16 protein-coding genes and 1 tRNA gene are annotated in these 20,651 nt (G+C 63.0%); all 17 read right to left on the bottom strand.

Going from position 1 to position 20,651, the window contains the following annotated elements:
• Window positions 1–164: 164 nt before the first annotated feature.
• Window positions 165–2,288 (bottom strand): elongation factor G, encoded by a 2,124-nt coding sequence (gene fusA, locus Q1A36_RS14980; RefSeq protein WP_299845737.1) that lies wholly within the window; start codon window positions 2,286–2,288, stop codon window positions 165–167.
• Window positions 2,289–2,306: 18 nt separating this feature from the next.
• Window positions 2,307–2,777 carry a 30S ribosomal protein S7 gene (gene rpsG / locus Q1A36_RS14975; protein WP_101752316.1) on the bottom strand — a complete coding sequence of 157 codons (471 nt, stop codon included), beginning with the start codon at window positions 2,775–2,777 and terminating at the stop codon, window positions 2,307–2,309.
• Between the two features lie 12 nt (window positions 2,778–2,789).
• Window positions 2,790–3,161 carry a 30S ribosomal protein S12 gene (rpsL, locus tag Q1A36_RS14970; RefSeq protein WP_022705687.1) on the bottom strand — a complete coding sequence of 124 codons (372 nt, stop codon included), beginning with the start codon at window positions 3,159–3,161 and terminating at the stop codon, window positions 2,790–2,792.
• Window positions 3,162–3,435: 274 nt separating this feature from the next.
• Entirely contained in the window at window positions 3,436–4,251 is an 816-nt protein-coding gene (locus Q1A36_RS14965) for a glycosyltransferase (protein WP_299845733.1), read from the bottom strand.
• 13 nt (window positions 4,252–4,264) lie between these two features.
• Complete coding sequence (locus Q1A36_RS14960) at window positions 4,265–5,200, bottom strand: DMT family transporter (RefSeq protein WP_299845730.1); 936 nt, start codon at window positions 5,198–5,200, stop codon at window positions 4,265–4,267.
• A 163-nt stretch (window positions 5,201–5,363) separates the two neighbouring features.
• Window positions 5,364–6,494 carry an SGNH/GDSL hydrolase family protein gene (locus Q1A36_RS14955; protein ID WP_299845727.1) on the bottom strand — a complete coding sequence of 377 codons (1,131 nt, stop codon included), beginning with the start codon at window positions 6,492–6,494 and terminating at the stop codon, window positions 5,364–5,366.
• A 285-nt stretch (window positions 6,495–6,779) separates the two neighbouring features.
• Window positions 6,780–11,006, bottom strand: a complete 4,227-nt coding sequence (rpoC, locus tag Q1A36_RS14950; RefSeq protein ID WP_299845723.1) for a DNA-directed RNA polymerase subunit beta' — start codon at window positions 11,004–11,006, stop codon at window positions 6,780–6,782.
• A 110-nt stretch (window positions 11,007–11,116) separates the two neighbouring features.
• Complete coding sequence (gene rpoB, locus Q1A36_RS14945; protein ID WP_299845720.1) at window positions 11,117–15,268, bottom strand: DNA-directed RNA polymerase subunit beta; 4,152 nt, start codon at window positions 15,266–15,268, stop codon at window positions 11,117–11,119.
• A 243-nt stretch (window positions 15,269–15,511) separates the two neighbouring features.
• Window positions 15,512–15,886 (bottom strand): 50S ribosomal protein L7/L12, encoded by a 375-nt coding sequence (gene rplL, locus Q1A36_RS14940; protein WP_101752323.1) that lies wholly within the window; start codon window positions 15,884–15,886, stop codon window positions 15,512–15,514.
• Window positions 15,887–15,952: 66 nt separating this feature from the next.
• Complete coding sequence (rplJ, locus tag Q1A36_RS14935) at window positions 15,953–16,468, bottom strand: 50S ribosomal protein L10 (RefSeq protein WP_299845713.1); 516 nt, start codon at window positions 16,466–16,468, stop codon at window positions 15,953–15,955.
• Between the two features lie 237 nt (window positions 16,469–16,705).
• Window positions 16,706–17,404 (bottom strand): 50S ribosomal protein L1, encoded by a 699-nt coding sequence (gene rplA / locus Q1A36_RS14930; protein ID WP_101752325.1) that lies wholly within the window; start codon window positions 17,402–17,404, stop codon window positions 16,706–16,708.
• Between the two features lie 3 nt (window positions 17,405–17,407).
• Complete coding sequence (gene rplK, locus Q1A36_RS14925) at window positions 17,408–17,860, bottom strand: 50S ribosomal protein L11 (protein ID WP_101752326.1); 453 nt, start codon at window positions 17,858–17,860, stop codon at window positions 17,408–17,410.
• Between the two features lie 88 nt (window positions 17,861–17,948).
• On the bottom strand, window positions 17,949–18,485 hold the full coding sequence (gene nusG, locus Q1A36_RS14920) for a transcription termination/antitermination protein NusG (protein WP_101752327.1): 537 nt from the start codon (window positions 18,483–18,485) through the stop codon (window positions 17,949–17,951).
• A 172-nt stretch (window positions 18,486–18,657) separates the two neighbouring features.
• Window positions 18,658–18,852 (bottom strand): preprotein translocase subunit SecE, encoded by a 195-nt coding sequence (gene secE, locus Q1A36_RS14915; protein WP_299845705.1) that lies wholly within the window; start codon window positions 18,850–18,852, stop codon window positions 18,658–18,660.
• Window positions 18,853–18,945: 93 nt separating this feature from the next.
• Window positions 18,946–19,719, bottom strand: a complete 774-nt coding sequence (locus Q1A36_RS14910; RefSeq protein ID WP_299845703.1) for a sulfite exporter TauE/SafE family protein — start codon at window positions 19,717–19,719, stop codon at window positions 18,946–18,948.
• A 115-nt stretch (window positions 19,720–19,834) separates the two neighbouring features.
• Window positions 19,835–20,260: an Rrf2 family transcriptional regulator gene (locus tag Q1A36_RS14905; RefSeq protein ID WP_101752330.1), complete on the bottom strand. Its 426-nt coding sequence runs from the start codon at window positions 20,258–20,260 to the stop codon at window positions 19,835–19,837.
• 75 nt (window positions 20,261–20,335) lie between these two features.
• Window positions 20,336–20,411 (bottom strand) — tRNA-Trp (locus Q1A36_RS14900).
• Window positions 20,412–20,651 lie beyond the last annotated feature (240 nt).

Below are 20,651 nucleotides of genomic sequence, written 5' to 3'. Positions count from 1 at the left end.
TCTTGCCGTGGTCAACGTGACCAATGGTCCCGATGTTGACGTGCGGCTTGTTGCGTTCAAACTTTGCCTTTGCCATGATTGGCTCCTTTTTGTCGTGAGACGGTGCGTGACACACGCACCCTACAGGGTTGGTAGGGTGCGAGGTTTCCCCCGCACCGCCTTGATTACGCGTATTTCTTCTGGATCTCGTCCGAGATGTTCTGCGGCACGGCCTCGTAATGGTCGAACTGCATCGTGAACACTGCGCGGCCCGAGGACATCGAGCGCAGGTTGTTGATGTAGCCGAACATGTTGGCCAGCGGCACCATCGCGTCGATGACGTTGGCGTTGCCGCGGCTGTCCTGGCCACGCACCATGCCACGACGGCTGGTCAGGTCGCCGATGATCGAACCGGTATATTCTTCCGGCGTCACAACCTCGACCTTCATGATCGGCTCGAGCAGCTTCGCACCGGCCTTGCGCAGACCTTCACGCATCGCGGCGCGCGAGGCGATCTCGAAGGCGAGGACCGAGGAGTCGACATCGTGGAACGCACCGTCGATCAGCGCGACCTTGAAGTCGATCACCGGGAAGCCGGCCAGCGGGCCCGAATCCATAACCGACTTGATGCCTTTTTCGACACCGGGGATGTATTCCTTCGGCACCGCACCGCCCACGATCTTGCTTTCGAACGAATAACCTTCGCCCGGCTCGGTCGGGGTGATGACCAGCTTGACGCGCGCGAACTGGCCGGTACCACCGGTCTGTTTCTTGTGCGTGTAGTCGATCTCGGCCTGGGTCGAGATGGTTTCACGGTAAGCCACCTGCGGCGCACCGATATTCGCCTCGACCTTGAACTCGCGCTTCATGCGGTCGACCAGGATGTCGAGGTGAAGTTCGCCCATGCCCTTCATGATGGTCTGGCCCGACTCGATGTCGGTCTCGACGCGGAAGGACGGGTCTTCGGCCGACAGGCGCTGAAGGGCGAGGCCCATCTTTTCCTGGTCAGCTTTCGACTTCGGCTCGACGGCGATCTCGATCACCGGCTCGGGGAAGGTCATGGTTTCCAGAACCACCGGCTTGGCCGGGTCGCACAGGGTATCCCCCGTGGTGGTGTCCTTCAGACCAGCCAGCGCGATGATGTCGCCGGCAAAGGCTTCCTCGATTTCCTCGCGGTTGATGGCGTGCATCACCATCATCCGGCCAACGCGCTCGCGGCGGCCCTTGGTCGAGTTCTGCATCTGGTCGCCCTTCTTCAGCGCGCCCGAATAGATGCGCGTGAAGGTCAGCGAGCCGACGAAGGGGTCGTTCATGATCTTGAACGCCAGGGCCGAGAACGGCGCGTCGTCCGAAGCCGGACGCTCGATGTTGCGCTCTTCGGTCTCGTCATCGGGGCTGAAGCCCATCAGCACCGGAACGTCGATCGGTGCCGGCAGGAAGTCGATGACGGCGTTCAGCAGCGGCTGCACACCCTTGTTCTTGAAGGCCGAGCCAGCCATGACCGGGAAGAAGGTCAAGGACAGCGTGCCCTTGCGGATCAGCTTGCGCAGGGTCGCCTCGTCGGGCTCGTTGCCCTCGAGATAGGCTTCCATGGCATCGTCGTCCTGTTCGACGGCGAGCTCGATCATCTTGCCGCGCCATTCGTCGGCCAGATCCTTCAGGTCGTCGCGGATCGGCTGACGAACCCAGCTTGCGCCGAGATCTTCACCCTTCCAGACCCACTCTTCCATCTTGATCAGGTCGATGATGCCTTCCAGCTTGTCCTCGGCGCCGATCGGCAGGGCGATCGGGCAGGGGGTGCCGCCGGTGCGGTCCTTGATCATGCGGACGCAGTTGAAATAGTCGGCGCCGATCTTGTCCATCTTGTTGACGAACACGATCCGCGGCACGCCATAGCGGTCAGCCTGGCGCCAGACGGTTTCGGTCTGCGGCTCGACGCCGGCATTGGCGTCCAGAAGGCAGATCGCGCCATCCAGAACCGCCAGCGAACGTTCGACTTCGATGGTGAAGTCGACGTGGCCCGGGGTGTCGATGATGTTGAAGCGATACTTCGTTTCCGAAGTCCCCTCGGTGGTCGGGTCTTCCTGGCGCTGCCAGAAGGTGGTCGTCGCGGCCGAGGTGATGGTGATGCCGCGCTCGGCCTCTTGCTCCATCCAGTCCATCGTCGCGGCGCCGTCATGGACTTCGCCGATCTTGTGGGACTTGCCGGTGTAGTAAAGGATACGCTCGGTGGTGGTCGTCTTGCCGGCATCGATGTGGGCCATGATGCCGAAGTTACGATACCGCTGCAGCGGATATTCGCGTGCCATGAGTGACTTCCTTTCGCCTTACCAGCGGTAGTGGCTGAATGCCTTGTTGGCATCGGCCATCTTGTGGGTATCTTCCCGCTTCTTGACGGCGGTACCGCGGCCCTGGACCGCATCGGACAGTTCACCTGCCAGACGCTCTTCCATGGTGTTTTCGTTGCGCTTCTTGGCCGCGTCGATCAGCCAGCGGATGGCCAGGGCCTCGCGGCGGATCGGACGGACTTCGACCGGAACCTGATAGGTGGCACCACCCACACGGCGCGAGCGGACCTCGACCGAGGGTTTCACATTGTCGAGGGCTTCGTGGAAGACCTCGACGGGGGCGCGCTTCAGGCGGCCTTCAACACGCTCGAGCGCGTTGTAGACGATGCGTTCGGCAACCGATTTCTTGCCATCAACCATCAGGTTGTTCATGAATTTGGTCAGCACGCGATCGCCATACTTGGCGTCGGGCAGGACTTCGCGCTTTTCAGCGGCGTGACGACGGGACATCTGTGTCTCTCCTTACTTCGGACGCTTCGCGCCGTATTTCGAACGACGCTGGCGACGATCCTTGACGCCCTGGGTATCCAGCACACCGCGCAGGATGTGGTAACGGACACCCGGAAGGTCTTTCACACGACCGCCACGGATCAGCACGACGCTGTGTTCCTGCAGGTTGTGCTTTTCGCCCGGGATGTAGGAGATGACTTCGAAGCCATTGGTCAGACGGACCTTGGCCACTTTCCGCATAGCGGAGTTCGGTTTCTTCGGCGTCGTGGTATAGACGCGCGTGCAGACGCCGCGCTTTTGCGGGCATCCTTGCAGGTGCTGCGATTTGCTCCGCTGCACCTTGGGCTGCCGCGGTTTGCGGATCAGCTGTTGAATCGTCGGCATTCGGTTCCCCGTCTTGCTCGTGTCAATACTCGCATCCCGGCCGGGACGCGCCACTTCTCGACGGCACTTTGCGCATACCGCAAAATGCCAAACCGCATCCGACCCCTAGGATGGGGAGGACGCTTTCTCTTCCAGAGGATCAAGGCTATATCGGCCCGATCGTGACCGCACAGGTTCTGGCTCCCCGAGACGGCCGCCTCGGGTCTGGCGCATATAGGAGGATTCCCGTGAGGTGTCAACCGACACACGGCTATCGCTGTGCCCTGCCCTGCCCTCAGGATAAACGGCGCGCGGCCTTGTTCAGCGCGGCATGATCCAGCCGGAAGCGGCTCTGCATCTGCTCGGGGATCGAGGCCTCGTCAATCTCCCAGGGGTAGCCCGCGCCAAGCGAGGCGGAATCGCCATCCTCGTGCATCAGGCGCAGGAACATCAGCGGCTGCGGCACGCTGACACCGGGCATCCACAGCCCGATCTTGGCATGGTTGAAATGCACCGCGGTGGCGTCACGGTCGGGCGACAGGAACACGGTCAGCGCCACACCCATATTGTGACAGATGCGCGGGCTGATCTGCAGCCCCTTGCGCGTGACCTTGGCCATCAGTCCGCGCGAATGGTCCAGCGACAGCTTGCGCTCGACCTGCCACAGGTCGCGCACGGGCAGGAAATCGCGCCGGGCGGATTCGATGTAATCGACGGCCACCGCGTCGTCGTCATCATGGCGGAAATGCCCGACCGCATCGGCGGTCCGGTCGATATGCGGCCGGATCGCGGCCAGGCAGGCTTCCAGATGCCGCTCCATCGGCGGCACCAGTTCGAGACGGAATTGCGGGATCTCTGCGACCAGGGCCTTGAGCCGCGACAGATAGGGTTCGGGCAGATCGGGGCCTGTCATGATGACCAGGGTGAAATCGGGATCGCTCTGCGCCCGCCAGGCCGGCAGGGCGACATGCTCGAACCAGAACCAGCGCCGCTCGAGCCGTGCGGGGTCATAAAGAAACTCCCGCCGCTCGGCGATGGTGGCGTGCTCCTTCTGATAACCGCGCAGCCCGACATAGGACCAGCGCATCAAGCCCAGCATCTGGATCTTCATTGCCCCGTCTCCCTCAGCTGCGCCTCAACTGGCCCTCGCGCCAGATCGAATAGATCCCGGCGGTCACGATCAGCCCCGACCCGGCCCAGGTCCAGACATCCGGCCACTCGCCAAAGACCACCAGCCCGAGGATGATCGCTGCCACCAGCGAGACATAGCGGAAGGGCGCGACGAAGGAAATCTCGCCGATGCGCATGGTCGCCACCGCCGAAAGATAGCCGACGGTCAAAAAGCCGCCGCCAAGGACCAGCAACCCCAGCTGTTCCGCCGTCGGTCGTTGCCAGCCCTCGCCTATGCTCAAAAGCAGGCCCGAAATCGTGACCGACGTGGCGGCATAGAAGGCGATGGTGGTCGAGCGGATCTCGCGGCTGAACAGCCGCGTGACCAGATCGCGCAGCACCACCATCGCCACCGAGGCCAAGCCCAGCACCGACCAGATGGTGAAGGCCGAGGTGCCGGGGCGCAGGATCATCAGCACGCCGATCAGCCCGACCAGCACCGCCACCATGCGCCGCCAGCCCAGCTTTTCATGGAACATCACCGCCGCGCCCAGCATCACCACCAAAGGCAGCGACTGCATGATCGCGGACAGGTCGGCGATGGCCATATGCATCAGCGCCTGCAGGAACAGCACGGTCGAGGCGATCTCGCCGATCAGCCGCAGGATCATCGGCCGCACCGCCTCGCGCGGCAGGCGCAGCTGCAACCCGCCCTCGCGCCGCGCAATGAGCAACAGGCCCAGCATGACCACCAGACCGCGCAGCGTGATCGACTGGTAGAGCGGCAGGTCGCTGGCGACGAATTTCATCACCGTGTCGTTCAGCGTGAAGAAGGTCATCGACACGCACATGATCAGCGCGCCGCGCATGTTGTCGCGATGGCTCGCGGGCTCTGCGCGCAGGGCGGCAGGGGCGACCTTGCGGTTCGGAGACAGGATCGGCGTCCGCATGGGGGTCGGCCTTCGCGCTGGTATACAAGTCCCGCTTACGACGGGACGGGGGCGAAGGAAAGGGTGGCGGCGGGTTCGGGACCGAGGACTATTGGGGCGGGTTTCGTGCCACGATCTGCCCGCGCAGGCTACTGCCCGGCCAGATGAAATCTGATCCCGCGCCTCAGTCCGGGGAGCGACCCGCAAGCCGGCGGGACAGTAGAAACCGCCGGACTCGCCACAACAACGAGGAAGCCGCGCGGGGCGCGGAAAGCCTGTCTCTGACCGCTTCGCCCAATTGCGCGGGCGGATAGCTTGCGCCGACGAGTGCGATGATTTCGACCGTGCTCCCGGTATCATCATAGATCGAGGATTTCTGGCCGCGCATAAGTTGAAATGGCGCCGTCAGGTCGTTGCGCACCTCGACCAGCGCCCGCTCGGCCAGCGCCACAGGCGCGAAGATAGAATCGAAGATGAAAAGTCCGCTGTAGTCCCTCCGAAGATGAACCCGAAATCCTTGATCCACGCCGCGCACGGTGACGACACCGGAGTCTCGCGTCGCCCAGATATGAGCCGCCAGCAATAGCAGCGCACCCGAAACATGGAACTGGTCGCCCTGGCTGAACCGGTGGGCGGAGCGCTGGATAACACTGGTTCCGACCTGACACCGCTCCTGCCCTTGTGCCTCGATAGCCAGATCGACGAGCCCCAGGGGTTGCCGTTTGAACAACCAGCGTCGAAAGGCCATGTCCTTCCCTGGCATCGCATCCGGCGTCACAAGATCCTGCAGAATGAGCTCGCCAATGTGCTGCTGCAATGCCGGCGAGAAATGGAAGGCATCAGAATAGGCTTCTGCACCATCCCGGCCGGTTGCGCCCAACCATTCGGAAATCTTCGGGCGCATATCCATGTATCGGACCCCGATCCGGTCAAACAGGCCGCACAGGCTTTCGAACAGGGCGTCATCGACTTTCTGCGGCGGGAACATCAGCACGAGGACACGATCAAGCGCCTTCTGCTTCTTGAGTGAATGAAACATCGACGCATAATGGCCGAGCACATGGTTCAATGTTGCCTGACCCAGTGCGATGAACACCTGATCATTGATGCAGAAATCGAGAATGATGCGGTCAGCACGCCGGACCTCGTCATCGGTCGCAAGCAGGTAAGCACCCAGCAGCGAGGAGCTGCCGCCGATGGAACGGTTCGCATAGTGCCAACCCGATTGCAGCGCCGCCGCGCGCGTCTGGTTGACCCAGCCGTCGCGCATCAGCGCATTGGAGGTTCCGATGATGGCAGCCTTTTTCCGCTTCATAGCCAAGGCCAAAACCCCGCATACGGATGTGATCGCGCGCGCCCGGGAGGGGCGCAATCTGGAATGAAGTGTCGATCCATCTGACGACGGATCCACTCGTTGCCCTGAAAGACCACGATTTGAGCTTGCTTCAGCTTGCGTGTCAACCCGCCGCGACGCCCGGCTCGTCGATTCGCGGCAGTGAGCCGAATGGGGTGAACTTCGGTTTCGCCCGGCAGACATGCCCCCAGAACGAAACAGGCCCGGCTGACTGCCGGGCCTGTTCTCATTTCAACCGATCAAGGATCACTCCTTGCTCGAGACATCCTCGAAGGCCACGTCGATGACCTCTTCCGGGGTCGGCGCGGCCAGGGCGGCGGCGGCCTCGGCTTCGGCGCGGCGGGCTTCGATCACCTCCTGGTCGCGTTCCGAGGCGATGCGGCGCACGCGGGCGGTGGCGCCACCGGTCCCGGCCGGGATCAGCCGGCCGACGATGACGTTTTCCTTCAGCCCGACCAGCTTGTCGCGCTTGCCCTGAACGGCGGCCTCGGTCAGCACACGGGTCGTTTCCTGGAACGATGCCGCCGAGATGAAGCTGCGGGTCTGCAGCGATGCCTTGGTAATCCCCAGAAGCACCGGCTCGCCCGAGGCGGGTTTGCCGCCCTTGGCCTCGATCTTGGCATTCTCTTCCTCGAACTCGTCGCGGTCGACATGCTCGCCCTTCAGCAGCGTGGTATCGCCGCTGTCGAGGATCTCGATCTTCTGCAGCATCTGGCGAACGATCACCTCGATGTGCTTGTCGTTGATCTTCACGCCCTGCAGTCGATAGACGTCCTGCACCTCGTCGATGAGATAGTCGGCCAGAGCCTCGATCCCCATGATGCGCAGGATGTCATGCGGCGCCGGGTTGCCGTCCATGATGTAGTCACCCTTCTGCACGAAGTCGCCTTCCTGCACCGGGATGTGCTTGCCTTTCGGCACCATGTACTCGACGGCCTCGCGGCCCTCTTCCGACGGCTCGATGGTGATGCGGCGCTTGTTCTTGTAGTCCTTGCCGAACCGCACATAGCCATCGATTTCCGCGATGATCGCGTGATCCTTGGGGCGACGGGCCTCGAACAGTTCCGCCACGCGGGGAAGACCCCCGGTGATGTCCTTGGTCCGGGCGCCTTCGCGCGGGATACGGGCGACTACGTCGCCGGCCTTGATCTCCTGACCGTCTTCGATCGAGAGGATCGCGTCCACCGACATCGGATAGCTGACCGGGTTGCCTTGGTCGTTGCGCACCGGCTCGCCGTTCTCATCCATGATGATGATTTCCGGCTTCAGATCGCTGCCCTTGGGCGCCGAGCGCCAGTCGGTCACGATCTTCTGGGTCATGCCCGTCGCATCGTCGGTCTCGTCGCGGACCGAAAGGCCCGAGAGCAGGTCGACGAAGCGCGCGGTCCCGGCCTTCTCGGCGATGATCGGCAGGGTATAGGGGTCCCATTCGAACATCTTCTGGCCACGGACGACCTTGTCGCCTTCGCGCACGAACAGTTTCGAGCCGTAGAACAGCTTGTGGTTCACCACCGACTCGCCCTGGGCGTTCTTGATGTGCAGCTGCATGTTGCGCGCCATCACGATCAGCTCGCCCGAGGCGTTTTCCAGCAGGTTCTCGTTCACGAACGAGACCGTGCCTTCCTGGTTCGCCGCGGTGAAGGACTGCTGCCCACCCTGCGCGATGCCGCCGATGTGGAAGGTCCGCATCGTCAGCTGCGTGCCAGGTTCGCCGATGGACTGTGCGGCGATGATGCCGACCGCCTCGCCGATATTGACCAGCGTGCCACGGGCCAGGTCGCGGCCATAGCACATGGCGCAGACGCCATCCTCGGCCTCGCAGGTCAGGGCGGACCGGATCCGCACCGACTGCACGCCCGAGGACTCGATCTCGTCGGCCTTGCGCTCGTCGATCAGGTCGCCAGCGCGGACGATGATCTCGTCCGTCCCCGGAACCAGAACGTCATCCGCTGCGGTCCGGCCCAGCACCCGCTCGCCCAGGGGCGAGATGACCTCGCCGTCATTGACGGCTGCGGTCGCGGTGATGGCGCGGTCGGTGCCGCAATCATGCTCGCGCACGATGCAGTCCTGGGCCACGTCGACCAGACGACGGGTCAGATAACCCGAGTTCGCGGTCTTCAACGCGGTATCCGACAGACCCTTCCGGGCGCCGTGGGTCGAGTTGAAGTATTCAAGAACGGTCAGACCTTCCTTGAAGTTCGAGATGATCGGCGTCTCGATGATCTCGCCCGAGGGCTTGGCCATCAACCCGCGCATCCCGCCCAGCTGCTTCATCTGGCTGACCGAACCCCGCGCGCCGGAATGCGCCATCATGTAGACCGAGTTCGGCTCCAGCTCGGCGCCTTCGGCGTCCTTCTTGGTGGCCGAAATCGTCGACATCATGGCATCCGTCACGCGGTCGTTGCACTTCGACCAGGCGTCCACAACCTTGTTGTACTTCTCGCCCTGGGTGATGAGACCGTCCAGATACTGCTGTTCGAACTCTTTCACCTGCTCCTGCACTTCGCCGACGATGTCCCACTTGTTGTCGGGAACAACCATGTCGTCCTTGCCGAAGCTGATGCCGGCACGGAAGGCTTCGCGGAAGCCGAGACCCATGATCTTGTCGCTGAAGATCACCGCCTCTTTCTGGCCGCAGTAGCGATAGACCGTGTCGATGACGTGCTGCACGTCCTTCTTGCGCAGCAGGCGGTTGACCAGCTCGAAGGGCGCCTTGGCGTTCAGCGGCAGAAGCGTGCCAAGCCGGATGCGGCCGGGCGTCGTTTCAAAGCGCTGCATGACCTCGTTGCCGTCCTGATCGATCTGCTTCAGGCGCGCGGTGATCTTGGCGTGCAGATGCACCTCGCCGGCGGCAAGGGCGTGATCGACCTCGTCGGGCGAGGTGAAGACCATGCCTTCACCCTTCATCCCCTCACGCATCATCGACACGTAATAGAGACCAAGGATCATGTCCTGCGAGGGAACGATGATCGGCGCGCCGTTGGCGGGCGACAGAACGTTGTTCGTCGACATCATCAGGACGCGCGCTTCCAGCTGCGCTTCAAGCGACAGCGGAACGTGCACGGCCATCTGGTCGCCGTCGAAGTCGGCGTTGAAGGCCGAGCAGACCAGCGGGTGCAGCTGGATCGCCTTGCCCTCGATCAGGATCGGTTCAAACGCCTGGATGCCGAGACGGTGCAGCGTCGGCGCGCGGTTCAGAAGGACCGGGTGTTCGCGGATCACCTCGTCAAGAATGTCCCAGACTTCCGGACGCTCTTTCTCGACCAGCTTCTTCGCCTGCTTCACGGTCGAAGACAGGCCCTTGGCCTCCAGACGCGAATAGATGAAGGGCTTGAACAGCTCGAGCGCCATCTTCTTCGGCAGACCGCACTGGTGCAGCTTCAGTTCCGGGCCGGTCACGATGACCGAACGGCCCGAGAAGTCGACCCGCTTGCCCAGAAGGTTCTGGCGGAAGCGGCCCTGCTTGCCCTTCAGCATGTCGCTGAGCGATTTCAGCGGACGGCGGTTGTTGCCGGTGATGACCCGGCCGCGACGGCCGTTGTCGAACAGCGCATCGACCGATTCCTGCAGCATCCGCTTTTCGTTGCGCACGATGATGTCGGGCGCACGCAGCTCGATCAACCGCTTCAGGCGGTTGTTGCGGTTGATCACCCGGCGATAGAGGTCGTTCAGGTCCGAGGTGGCGAACCGACCGCCATCCAGCGGAACCAGCGGACGCAGTTCCGGCGGGATGACCGGGATCACGGTCAGCACCATCCACTCGGGCCGGTTGCCCGACTCGAGGAACGACTCGACGATCTTCAGCCGCTTGATGATCTTCTTCGGCTTCAGTTCGCCGGTGGCTTCCTTCAGCTCTTCGCGCAGCTGGTCGGCGGTCGATTCCAGATCAATGTTGGCCAGCATGGTGCGGATCGCCTCGGCGCCGATATCGGCGGTGAAGGCGTCGGCGCCGAACTGGTCCTGCGCATCGAGGAATTCTTCCTCGGTCAGCAGTTGACCATAGCTGAGATCGGTCAGGCCCGGCTCGATGACGACGTAGTTCTCGAAATAGAGGATCCGCTCGAGATCGCGCAGGGTCATGTCCAGCATCAGGCCGATGCGCGACGGCAGCGACTTCAGGAACCAGATATGTGCGACCGGCGCGGCCAGTTCGATATGGCCCATGCGCTCGCGGCGGACCTTTTGCAGCGTGACTTCAACGCCGCATTTCTCGCAGACGAGGCCGCGATACTTCATGCGCTTATACTTGCCGCAGAGGCATTCGTAATCCTTGATCGGGCCAAAGATGCGCGCGCAGAACAGACCGTCACGCTCGGGCTTGAACGTGCGGTAGTTGATGGTTTCAGGCTTTTTGACCTCGCCGAAGGACCAGGCCAGAATTTCTTCCGGCGAGGCGAGCGAGATCTTGATTTCGTCGAACTGCCGCGGCGGGGCCAGCGGGTTCAGCGGGTTGGTGGCGAGTTCCTGGTTCATTATCAAATCCTATGAATCGGCGCGGAAGGAGAGAGGGAAAGGTGGGGTAGAACCCCACCCTACCGGGTGGCGTAGGGTGGGGTTTCACCCCACCACGGAACCAGAGCCGGCTATTCCTCCTCCTCCGCATCCAGGAGTTCCATGTTGAGGCCCAGACCCCGGACCTCCTTGACCAGCACGTTGAAGCTTTCGGGCACGCCGGCCTCGAAGTTGTCTTCGCCCTTGACGATGGATTCATACACCTTCGTCCGGCCGGCAACGTCGTCCGACTTGACCGTCAGCATTTCCTGCAGGGTATAGGCGGCGCCGTAAGCTTCCAGAGCCCAGACCTCCATCTCACCCAGACGCTGACCACCGAACTGCGCCTTACCACCCAGCGGCTGCTGGGTCACAAGCGAGTACGGGCCGGTCGAGCGGGCGTGCATCTTGTCATCGACAAGGTGATGCAGCTTCAGGACATACTTCATCCCGACGGTGACCGGGCGGGCGAATTGCTCGCCAGTGCGGCCGTCGAAGACGATGGACTGGCCTGAGGTGTCGAAACCGGCACGCGTCAGCGCGTCGTTCACGTCAGCCTCCTTGGCGCCGTCAAAGACTGGCGTGGCGATCGGCACACCGGCGCGCACGGTATTGGCGTGCTCGACCAGGGTGTCGTCATCCATGCCTTCAAAGGTCTCGGCATAAAGCTGATCGCCATAGCCGATCTTCATCGCCTCACGGACCGGGTTCATGTCGCCATTGCGGCGATAATCTTCCAGCGCCTCGTCGATCTTGATGCCAAGACCGCGGCTGGCCCAGCCCATGTGGGTTTCGAGGATCTGCCCGACATTCATCCGCGAGGGCACGCCCAGAGGGTTCAGCACCAGGTCGACCGGCGTGCCGTCCGCGAGGAACGGCATGTCTTCCATCGGCACGACCTTCGAGACCACACCCTTGTTGCCGTGACGACCGGCCATCTTGTCCCCGGCCTGAAGCTTGCGCTTCACCGCCACGAACACCTTGACCATCTTCATCACGCCCGGCGGCAGGTCGTCGCCCTGACGGACCTTCTCGACCTTGTCCTCGAAGCGGGCTTCCAGCGCCTTCTTCTGGTTGTCGTATTGCTGGTTCAGCGCCTCGACTTCCTTGGCGATGTCTTCCTCGCTGACGGCCAACTGCCACCACTGGCCACGGCTCAGCGTGTCCAGCAGCTCCTCGGTGATGTCCGAATTGGCCTTCACGCCTTTCGGGCCCTTCACCGCGACCTTGCCGAGGATCAGCGATTTCAGACGCGCATAGATGTTGCGGTCCAGGATCGCCTGTTCGTCGTCACGGTCACGCGCCAGACGCTCGACTTCCTCGCGCTCGATCTGCAGCGCGCGCTCGTCCTTGTCGATGCCGTGGCGGTTGAACACCCGCACCTCGACGATCGTGCCGTAAGCACCCGGCGGCAGACGCAGCGAGGTATCGCGCACGTCAGACGCCTTTTCGCCGAAGATGGCGCGCAGAAGCTTTTCTTCCGGCGTCATCGGGCTTTCGCCCTTCGGAGTGATCTTGCCGACCAGGATGTCACCCGGTCCGACCTCGGCGCCGATATAGACGATGCCAGCCTCGTCGAGGTTGCGCAGCGCCTCTTCACCGACGTTCGGGATGTCGCGGGTGATCTCCTCGGGCCCAAGCTTGGTGTCACGGGCCGCCACTTCGTATTCGTCGATATGGATCGAGGTGAACACGTCGTCGCGGTGGATCCGTTCCGAGATCAGGATCGAGTCCTCGTAGTTGTAGCCGTTCCAGGGCATGAAGGCGACGACCACGTTGCGGCCGATGGCCAGTTCGCCCTGATCGGTCGAGGGACCGTCAGCGATGACCTGACCCTTCTGCACCCGCTCGCCGACCTTGATCAGCGGACGCTGGTTGATGGTCGAGGACTGGTTCGACCGCTTGAACTTGCGCAGACGATAGATGTCCACGCCGGCATCACCCGCGCCCAGATCCTCGGTCGCGCGCACAACGATACGCTGCGCGTCGACCTGGTCGATCACCCCGCCCCGGCGCGCCATGATGGCAGCACCCGAGTCGCGGGCCACGATGGCTTCCATGCCGGTGCCGACGAACGGCGCCTCGGCCCGCAGAAGGGGCACGGCCTGACGCTGCATGTTCGAGCCCATCAGAGCGCGGTTGGCGTCGTCGTTTTCAAGGAACGGGATCAGCGCGGCAGCGACCGAGACCAGCTGTTTCGGCGACACGTCGATCAGATCGACCGCATCCACCGGGTTCAGCATGAAGTCGCCCGCCTGGCGGGTGCTGACCAGCTCGTTCACGAACTTGCCGTCGGCATCCAGCTGCGCGTTGGCCTGCGCCACGGTGTGACGCATTTCCTCGGTCGCGGACATGTAGACCACGTCGTCAGTCACCTTGCCCTCGATCACCTTGCGGTACGGGGTTTCGATGAAGCCATACTTGTTCACGCGGGCAAAGGTAGCCAGCGAGTTGATCAGGCCGATGTTCTGGCCTTCCGGCGTTTCGATCGGGCACATCCGGCCGTAATGGGTCGGGTGAACGTCGCGAACCTCGAAGCCTGCACGCTCGCGCGTCAGACCGCCCGGCCCGAGGGCCGAGAGACGACGCTTGTGCGTCACTTCGGACAGCGGGTTGGTCTGGTCCATGAACTGCGACAGCTGCGAGGAGCCGAAGAATTCGCGGACGGCAGCCGCCGCCGGCTTGGCGTTGATCAGGTCCTGCGGCATGACGGTGTCGATCTCGACGCCCGACATGCGCTCGCGGATGGCACGCTCCATGCGCAGCAGACCGACGCGATACTGGTTTTCCATCAGTTCGCCGACCGAGCGGACCCGGCGGTTGCCCAGATGGTCGATATCGTCGATCTCGCCCTTGCCGTCGCGCAGTTCCACCAGGCCGCGCACACAGGCCACGATATCCTCGTGGCGCAGAGTGCGCTGCGTGTCCGGCGCGTCCAGATCGAGGCGCATGTTCATCTTCACCCGGCCAACGGCCGAGAGGTCATAGCGCTCGCTGTCGAAGAACAGGCTGTTGAACAGCGCGCTCGCGGCTTCCACGGTGGGCGGCTCGCCCGGGCGCATGACGCGATAGATGTCCATCAGCGCGCCATCGCGGCCCATGTTCTTGTCGGCCGCCATGGTGTTGCGGATATAGGGCCCGACATTGACGTGGTCGATGTCGAGGACCGGGATCGAGTCGACATCATTGTCCAGCAGCACCTTCAGCAGGCCGCCCGACAGTTCGCCGTCCTTGTTGTATTCCGCAGTGATCTCGTCGCCGGCTTCGGCATAGATCAGGCCGTTCGCCTCGTTGATGATATCCTTGGCGACGAAACGGCCGACGATGCGCTCGAACGGGACAAGCAGGTTCACCCGCTCGCCCGATTCCAGCAGCTTCTTGACCAGGCGCGGCGTGACCTTCTCGCCGGCCTTGGTGATGACCTCGCCGGTATCGGCATTGACCAGATCATAGGACGGACGGGTGCCGCGCACGCGCTCGGGGAAGAAGCGCGTGACCCAGCCGCCCTCCTTGCCCTTGCCGGCACGCTGCAGGTTATAGTCGACGGTGTCGTAGAAGGCATCCATGATGCCCTCCTGGTCCATGCCAAGCGCATAGAGCAGCGTCGTCACCGGCAGTTTGCGGCGGCGGTCGATGCGCGCGAAGACCAGGTCCTTGGCGTCGAACTCGAAGTCCAGCCACGAGCCGCGATAGGGAATGATGCGGCAGGCGAACAGCAGCTTGCCCGAGGAATGGGTCTTGCCGCGGTCATGGTCGAAGAACACGCCGGGGCTGCGGTGCATCTGCGACACGACGACGCGCTCGGTGCCGTTCACGATGAACGTCCCGTTCTGGGTCATCAGGGGCATGTCGCCCATGTAGACATCCTGTTCCTTGATGTCCTTGACCGACTTGGCGCCGGTGTTTTCATCGACATCGAACACGATGAGACGCAGCGTCACTTTCAGCGGCGCGGCATAGGTCATGTCGCGGGCCTGGCACTCCTCGACATCGTATTTCGGCTTTTCCAGCTCGTACTTCACGAATTCCAGCGTGGCGGTCTCGTTGAAGTCCTTGATCGGAAAGACCGATTGGAAAACGCCCTGGATGCCGTCACCATCCTGGTGCTGGGCGCCGTCGCCCGAATTCAGGAACAGATCATAGCTGGACTTCTGAACCTCGATGAGGTTCGGCATTTCGAGAACTTCACGGATATTGCCGTAATAGCGCCGGATGCGCTTCTGGCCGACATAAGCTTGCGCCATGGGGTCGTGTCACCTTTCGTCTTCGCGCGCGATCCGGGTCGGGTCCCCCGGATGCGGCATACGAATGCAGGGGGTAAGGTCCCATTCATGCCGCCCGTCCCACCGCGCGGCTCCCGAACCTTGAACTTGCCCTGAAGGAAGGTCTGCGTTTCGGCCCCCTGGCCCAAACCGCCCTTCAAGACAGGTTCGGCAGGGACCGGGGAAGCCCCGGACCCTGCCTAAATCTACCGACCGAAGGGTCGATTACTTCAGCTCGACCTTGGCGCCAGCCGCTTCGAGCTTCTTCTTCAGCTCTTCGGCTTCGTCCTTGGCAGCAGCTTCTTTGACTTTGCCACCGGCTTCGACCAGGTCCTTGGCTTCTTTCAGGCCAAGACCGGTGATGGCGCGCACTTCCTTGATCACGTTGATCTTGTTGGCGCCGGCATCGGTCAGGACGACGTCGAATTCGGTTTTCTCTTCAGCGGCTTCGGCAGCACCAGCAGCCGGGCCGGCCATCATGACGGCGCCACCAGCGGCGGGCTCGATGCCGTATTCGTCTTTCAGGATGGTTTTCAGTTCCTGGGCTTGCAGCAGGGTCAGGCCCACGATTTCTTCGGCGAGTTTTTTCAGATCAGCCATTTTTCCGTTCTCTCATAAAGGTGTTCCAACGTCGGGTTTCAACCCCACGACGGGATAAGGTTTGCCTCAGGCAGCTTCGCGCTCTTCCAGAGTCGTGAGGATGCCTGCGATGTTCGAGGCAGGCGCGCCAATCGCACCGGCGATGTTCGAGGCAGGGGCGCCAATGCTGGCCACGATCGAAGCGATAAGCTCCTCGCGCGACGGCATGGCGGCCACGGCTTTCACACCGGCCGGATCAAGCGCCGTGTCACCCATTGCACCGCCGAGGATGACGAATTTCTCGTTATCCTTGGCGTATTTGTCGGCGACCTTGGCAGCAGCCACGGGGTCTTCCGAATAGGTGAGCACGGTCATGCCCGTCAGGTAGTCGGCGATGCTGGCGCAAGGCTTACCTTCCAGGGCGATCTTGGCGAGCTTGTTCTTGGCAACGCGCACCGCGCCACCTTCTTCACGCATACGCGTGCGAAGGTCTTGCATCTGCGCAACCGTCATCCCCTCGTAGTGGGCAACCACCACGACGCCAGAGCTTTCAAAGATCTGGCCGAGTTCCTCGACCAGCTGTTCTTTCTGTGCTCTATCCACGGTTTCACTCCAATTTGGGGGTTCCCCCCCAGCTCTCACTTTTCCCACCCGCGAGCGGGCAGGTTCGGGTCCGTAGGGTCAAGATCGCCCGAGGCGAACCTCGGAAAAATGCTTTTCCCCATCTCAGGAAGGACATTAAGCAGGTTTCCCCGCACCCTCCGTCTCGGACAGGACGAGGCCGATGGTCTGGCCCCGTCATCCGCCGGCCCCCGTTCACGCGGGCGCCGGCGAAATTCCTCAGTTGCCGGTGGCGTCGGCGATATCGACCGACACGCCCGGGCCCATGGTCGAGCTGATCGAGACCTTTTTCATGTAGGTCCCTTTCGCGCCCGTGGGCTTGGCACGGCCGACAGCCTCGACAAAGGCGCGCAGGTTCTCGGCCAGCTTGTCGGCGCTGAACGACACCTTGCCGATGCCGGCATGGACGACGCCGGCCTTCTCGGCCTTGAACTGGACTTCACCGCCCTTGGCAGCTTCGACGGCCGCTTTCACGTCCATCGTCACCGTGCCGACGCGCGGGTTCGGCATCAGGTTGCGCGGGCCCAGGATCTTGCCCAGACGGCCAACCAGCGCCATCATGTCCGGCGTGGCGATGCAGCGATCGAAGTCGATCTTGCCGCCCTGGATGCTTTCCATCAGGTCTTCGGCGCCAACGATATCCGCACCGGCAGCCTTGGCTTCGTCAGCCTTGGGGCCACGGGCGAACACGGCGACGCGAACGTCCTTGCCGGTGCCGGCGGGCAGCGTGACGACGCCGCGGACCATCTGGTCGGCATGGCGCGGGTCAACGCCCAGGTTCATCGCGATCTCGACGGTCTCGTCGAATTTCGCGGTGGCGTTGTCCTTGACCAGTTTCACCGCATCGGCGACCGACAGGTTCGACTTGCCGTCGAAAGCGGCGCGGGCGGCGGCTTTTTTCTTTGCGATCTTTGCCATGGCTTAGCCTTTCACCTCGATACCGATCGAGCGGGCCGAGCCCAGGATGATCTTCATCGCCTGATCGACGTCATTGGCCGACAGGTCTTTCATCTTGGCTTCGGCGATCTCGCGCACCTGCTTGACGGTGACGGTGCCGGCAACCGTGCGGCCCGGCTTGTCCGAACCCTTGGCGCGGTTGCGCTTGCCGACCGGCTTCAGGCCAGCGGCCTGCTTCAGCAGGTAGGAGGCCGGCGAGGTCTTGGTCTCGAAGGTGAACGACTTGTCCTGGTAATAGGTGATCACCACCGGGACGGGCGAACCCTTGGTCATTTCCTGCGTGCGGGCATTGAACGCCTTGCAGAATTCCATGATGTTGATCCCGCGCTGACCCAGAGCCGGGCCGACCGGGGGCGAAGGGGTCGCTTCCTGCGCCTTGATTTGCAGCTTCAGGCTGCCGACGATTTTCTTGGCCATCTGGCCCTCTCCTTCTTCATCAGACCCCGAGGGGCCGATTTAGCGGTGCGGCCCGTATCCCGAAGGACCGAAACCTCCCGCAGCGACATCACGCGGTCTTGGAGACCTGCGTGAATTCCAGTTCGACCGGCGTCGGCCGGCCAAAGATCGACACTGTGACCTTGATGCGCGACGAAATCTCGTCGACCTCTTCCACCATGCCCGAAAATCCTTCGAACGGACCATCGGTCACGTTCACCGTCTCGCCCACGTCGAAGCGGATCAGGTTGCGCGGCGCGGCCTTCTCGCCATCGCTGGTGCGGTGGAGGATGGTGTTCACCTCGTCATCGCGCATCGGCATCGGCTTGCCCTGCGCACCCAGGAACCCGGTCACGCGGTTGATCGAGTTCACCAGGTGATAGGTGCGGTCCGACATGTCCATGTGAACCAGCACATAGCCGGGCATGAAGCGACGCTCGGAGGTCACCTTCTTGCCGCGGCGAATCTCGATCACTTCCTCGGTCGGCACCAGAACTTCGTCGATCAGTTCTTCCAGACCCTTTTCGGCCACGGCCTGACGGATCGCCTCGGCGACCTTTTTCTCGAAGTTCGACAGGACGCTGACGGAGTACCAACGCTTTGCCATGTCTGTATCGGTCCCCGATCTTGAAGGGCGCGGCGCACACACACCAAGCCAACCCGTTGAATTCTTTTTGCCCGACAAAATTGAAATCGGCGCGCATACCGAATCGATGCACGCCGCGTTCCGGGCAGGTCGCAAGGGCATAGACCCGGCAGCGCGCGAATGCAAGCCCCTGTTAGCCGGTGATCGCCTTCAGGCCTTCGGTCAGGCCGAACCGGATGATCAGGTCGACCAGAAAGAAGAACACGCTGGTCAGCGCGGCCATGATCAGCACCATGATGGTGGTGGTGACGACCTCGCGGCGCGTGGGCCAGGTGATCTTGGCGGCCTCGGCGCGCACCTGCGCGATGAACTGGACTGGGTTGGCCACTGAGCGGCTCCTTTGGACGTGCAGGCGGTCAGATAGCGCCTTCGCGCGCGGCTTTCAACCCTGGCGCTGAGCCGCGAGGCACGATCACGGGGATCACAGCAGACGCGAGGTCTGATAGATCGACAGGGCGCAGATCAGCAGCCCGACGATGACCAGCAGGACCCGGTGCGGAATGACGCGGATGACATAGCCGGCCAGCGGTGCGGCGATCAGCCCGCCGACGATCAGGCCAAGTATGGCACTGCCATGCCCAGCCAGCCCCTCTTCGCTTTGCCAATGCCCGGTCAGAAGTGCGCCAAGGAAGGCTACCGAAACCGCGAGTGTCAGGAAGAACTCGGCGGTGTTGACGGTGCCGATCACCGGACGCGGAGCGCCGCCCGTGCCCAGCAGCCCGGTCGAAACCACCGGCCCCCAGCCGCCGCCGCCCGCGGCGTCCATGAAGCCGCCGACCACGCCAAGCCCGCCGGCAAAACCGCGCGAATGCTCGCGATACTGGTCGGGATAGTGATAGGCGCGCCAGAGGATATAGAGGCCCATGATCCCCAGATAGCCCGCGACGATCGGACGCATGAAGCCGGCGTCGAAGCTGGTCAGCAGATAGGCGCCCAGCACCCCGCCCAGCACGCCGGCGGGCATCAGCGCCCAGAACAGCCGCCAGTTGACGTTGCGATGCCAGACATGGCTGGCGGCGCTGGCGCCGGTGGTAAAGCACTCGGCCGCATGGACCGCCGCCGAGGCTGCCGCGGGCGTCACGCCAAAGCTGAGCAGCACCGAGGAGGACACCACACCATAGGCCATGCCCAAGGCGCCATCGACGATCTGGGCCAGAAAGCCGACCAGCGCGAACAGCAGAAACGAATCTTCCATCTCTCTCTCCCGTGAGATTTGGCAGATAAATCCATAATTCCTATCGGCATGGTAGGATAATGCTCTTTCTCAGGCGCTGAATTGCAGCCCCTGCCTGAAAAACAGGCAGTCAGGATCAGATGAACGAGATCTTCCGCCCGCCGATCATCTCGGCCAGCGATGTGCCTTCCAACAGCAACGCGGTCGTATCGCGCACCGAGATCAGCACCTGCCGAATCTCGCAGGCCTCGGGGGTCTTGCAATCGGCGCAGGGGCCATAGGCGTGCTGGCTGGCACAGGGGGCCAGAGCCAAGGGTCCGTCGATGCAGCGCATGATGGCGGCAAAACTTATCTCGACGGCAGGCCGGGCCAGCCGATAGCCGCCCCCTGCCCCGCGCCGCGAGGCCACCAGCCCGCCAGCCTTCAGCGCGGCCATCACCTGTTCCAGAAACTTCGCCGGCATCCCCTCGGACGCGGCAATCTCGGCAACCGATGCCGGCTCGCCCTTGCGGGCAAGATAGGTCATGGCATGAAAGGCGTAGCGGGCTTTCTGGGACAGCATCAGCCCCGATACGCCCGCCGGCGCATCAGGTCAACGTGGCCGGACAGGCCGTCCGATGCGACGCGGAAAGAGACCTGGCAGGGGCAGGGGGACTCGAACCCACGACCCTCGGTTTTGGAGACCGATGCTCTACCAACTGAGCTATACCCCTGCGGTTCGGCCCTGATAGGGTTTGGCGCGGGGGACGTCAAGCGGGGAAAGGCCGGGTCCGGGACCTCTGCGGCAAGGCCCCTGCAACGCGCGATCACCGGCCGGGAATCAGGTGCCGCGCCTGCATCCTCGATGGTGCGGGCCAGCTGACCGCCGCTGGTCCTTGGCGCTTGACGCCGGCGGGGATCGGACGGTCAGCCAGCCCGGGACCGATTGCCCATTAGATCGATTCGCGACCGAC

Source organism: uncultured Paracoccus sp., assembly GCF_947487305.1.
In the GTDB taxonomy this organism is placed as follows: Bacteria; Pseudomonadota; Alphaproteobacteria; order Rhodobacterales; family Rhodobacteraceae; genus Paracoccus.
The sequence above is the reverse complement of the archived record's forward strand: the minus strand, read 5'-3'. Positions and strand labels throughout refer to the sequence as shown.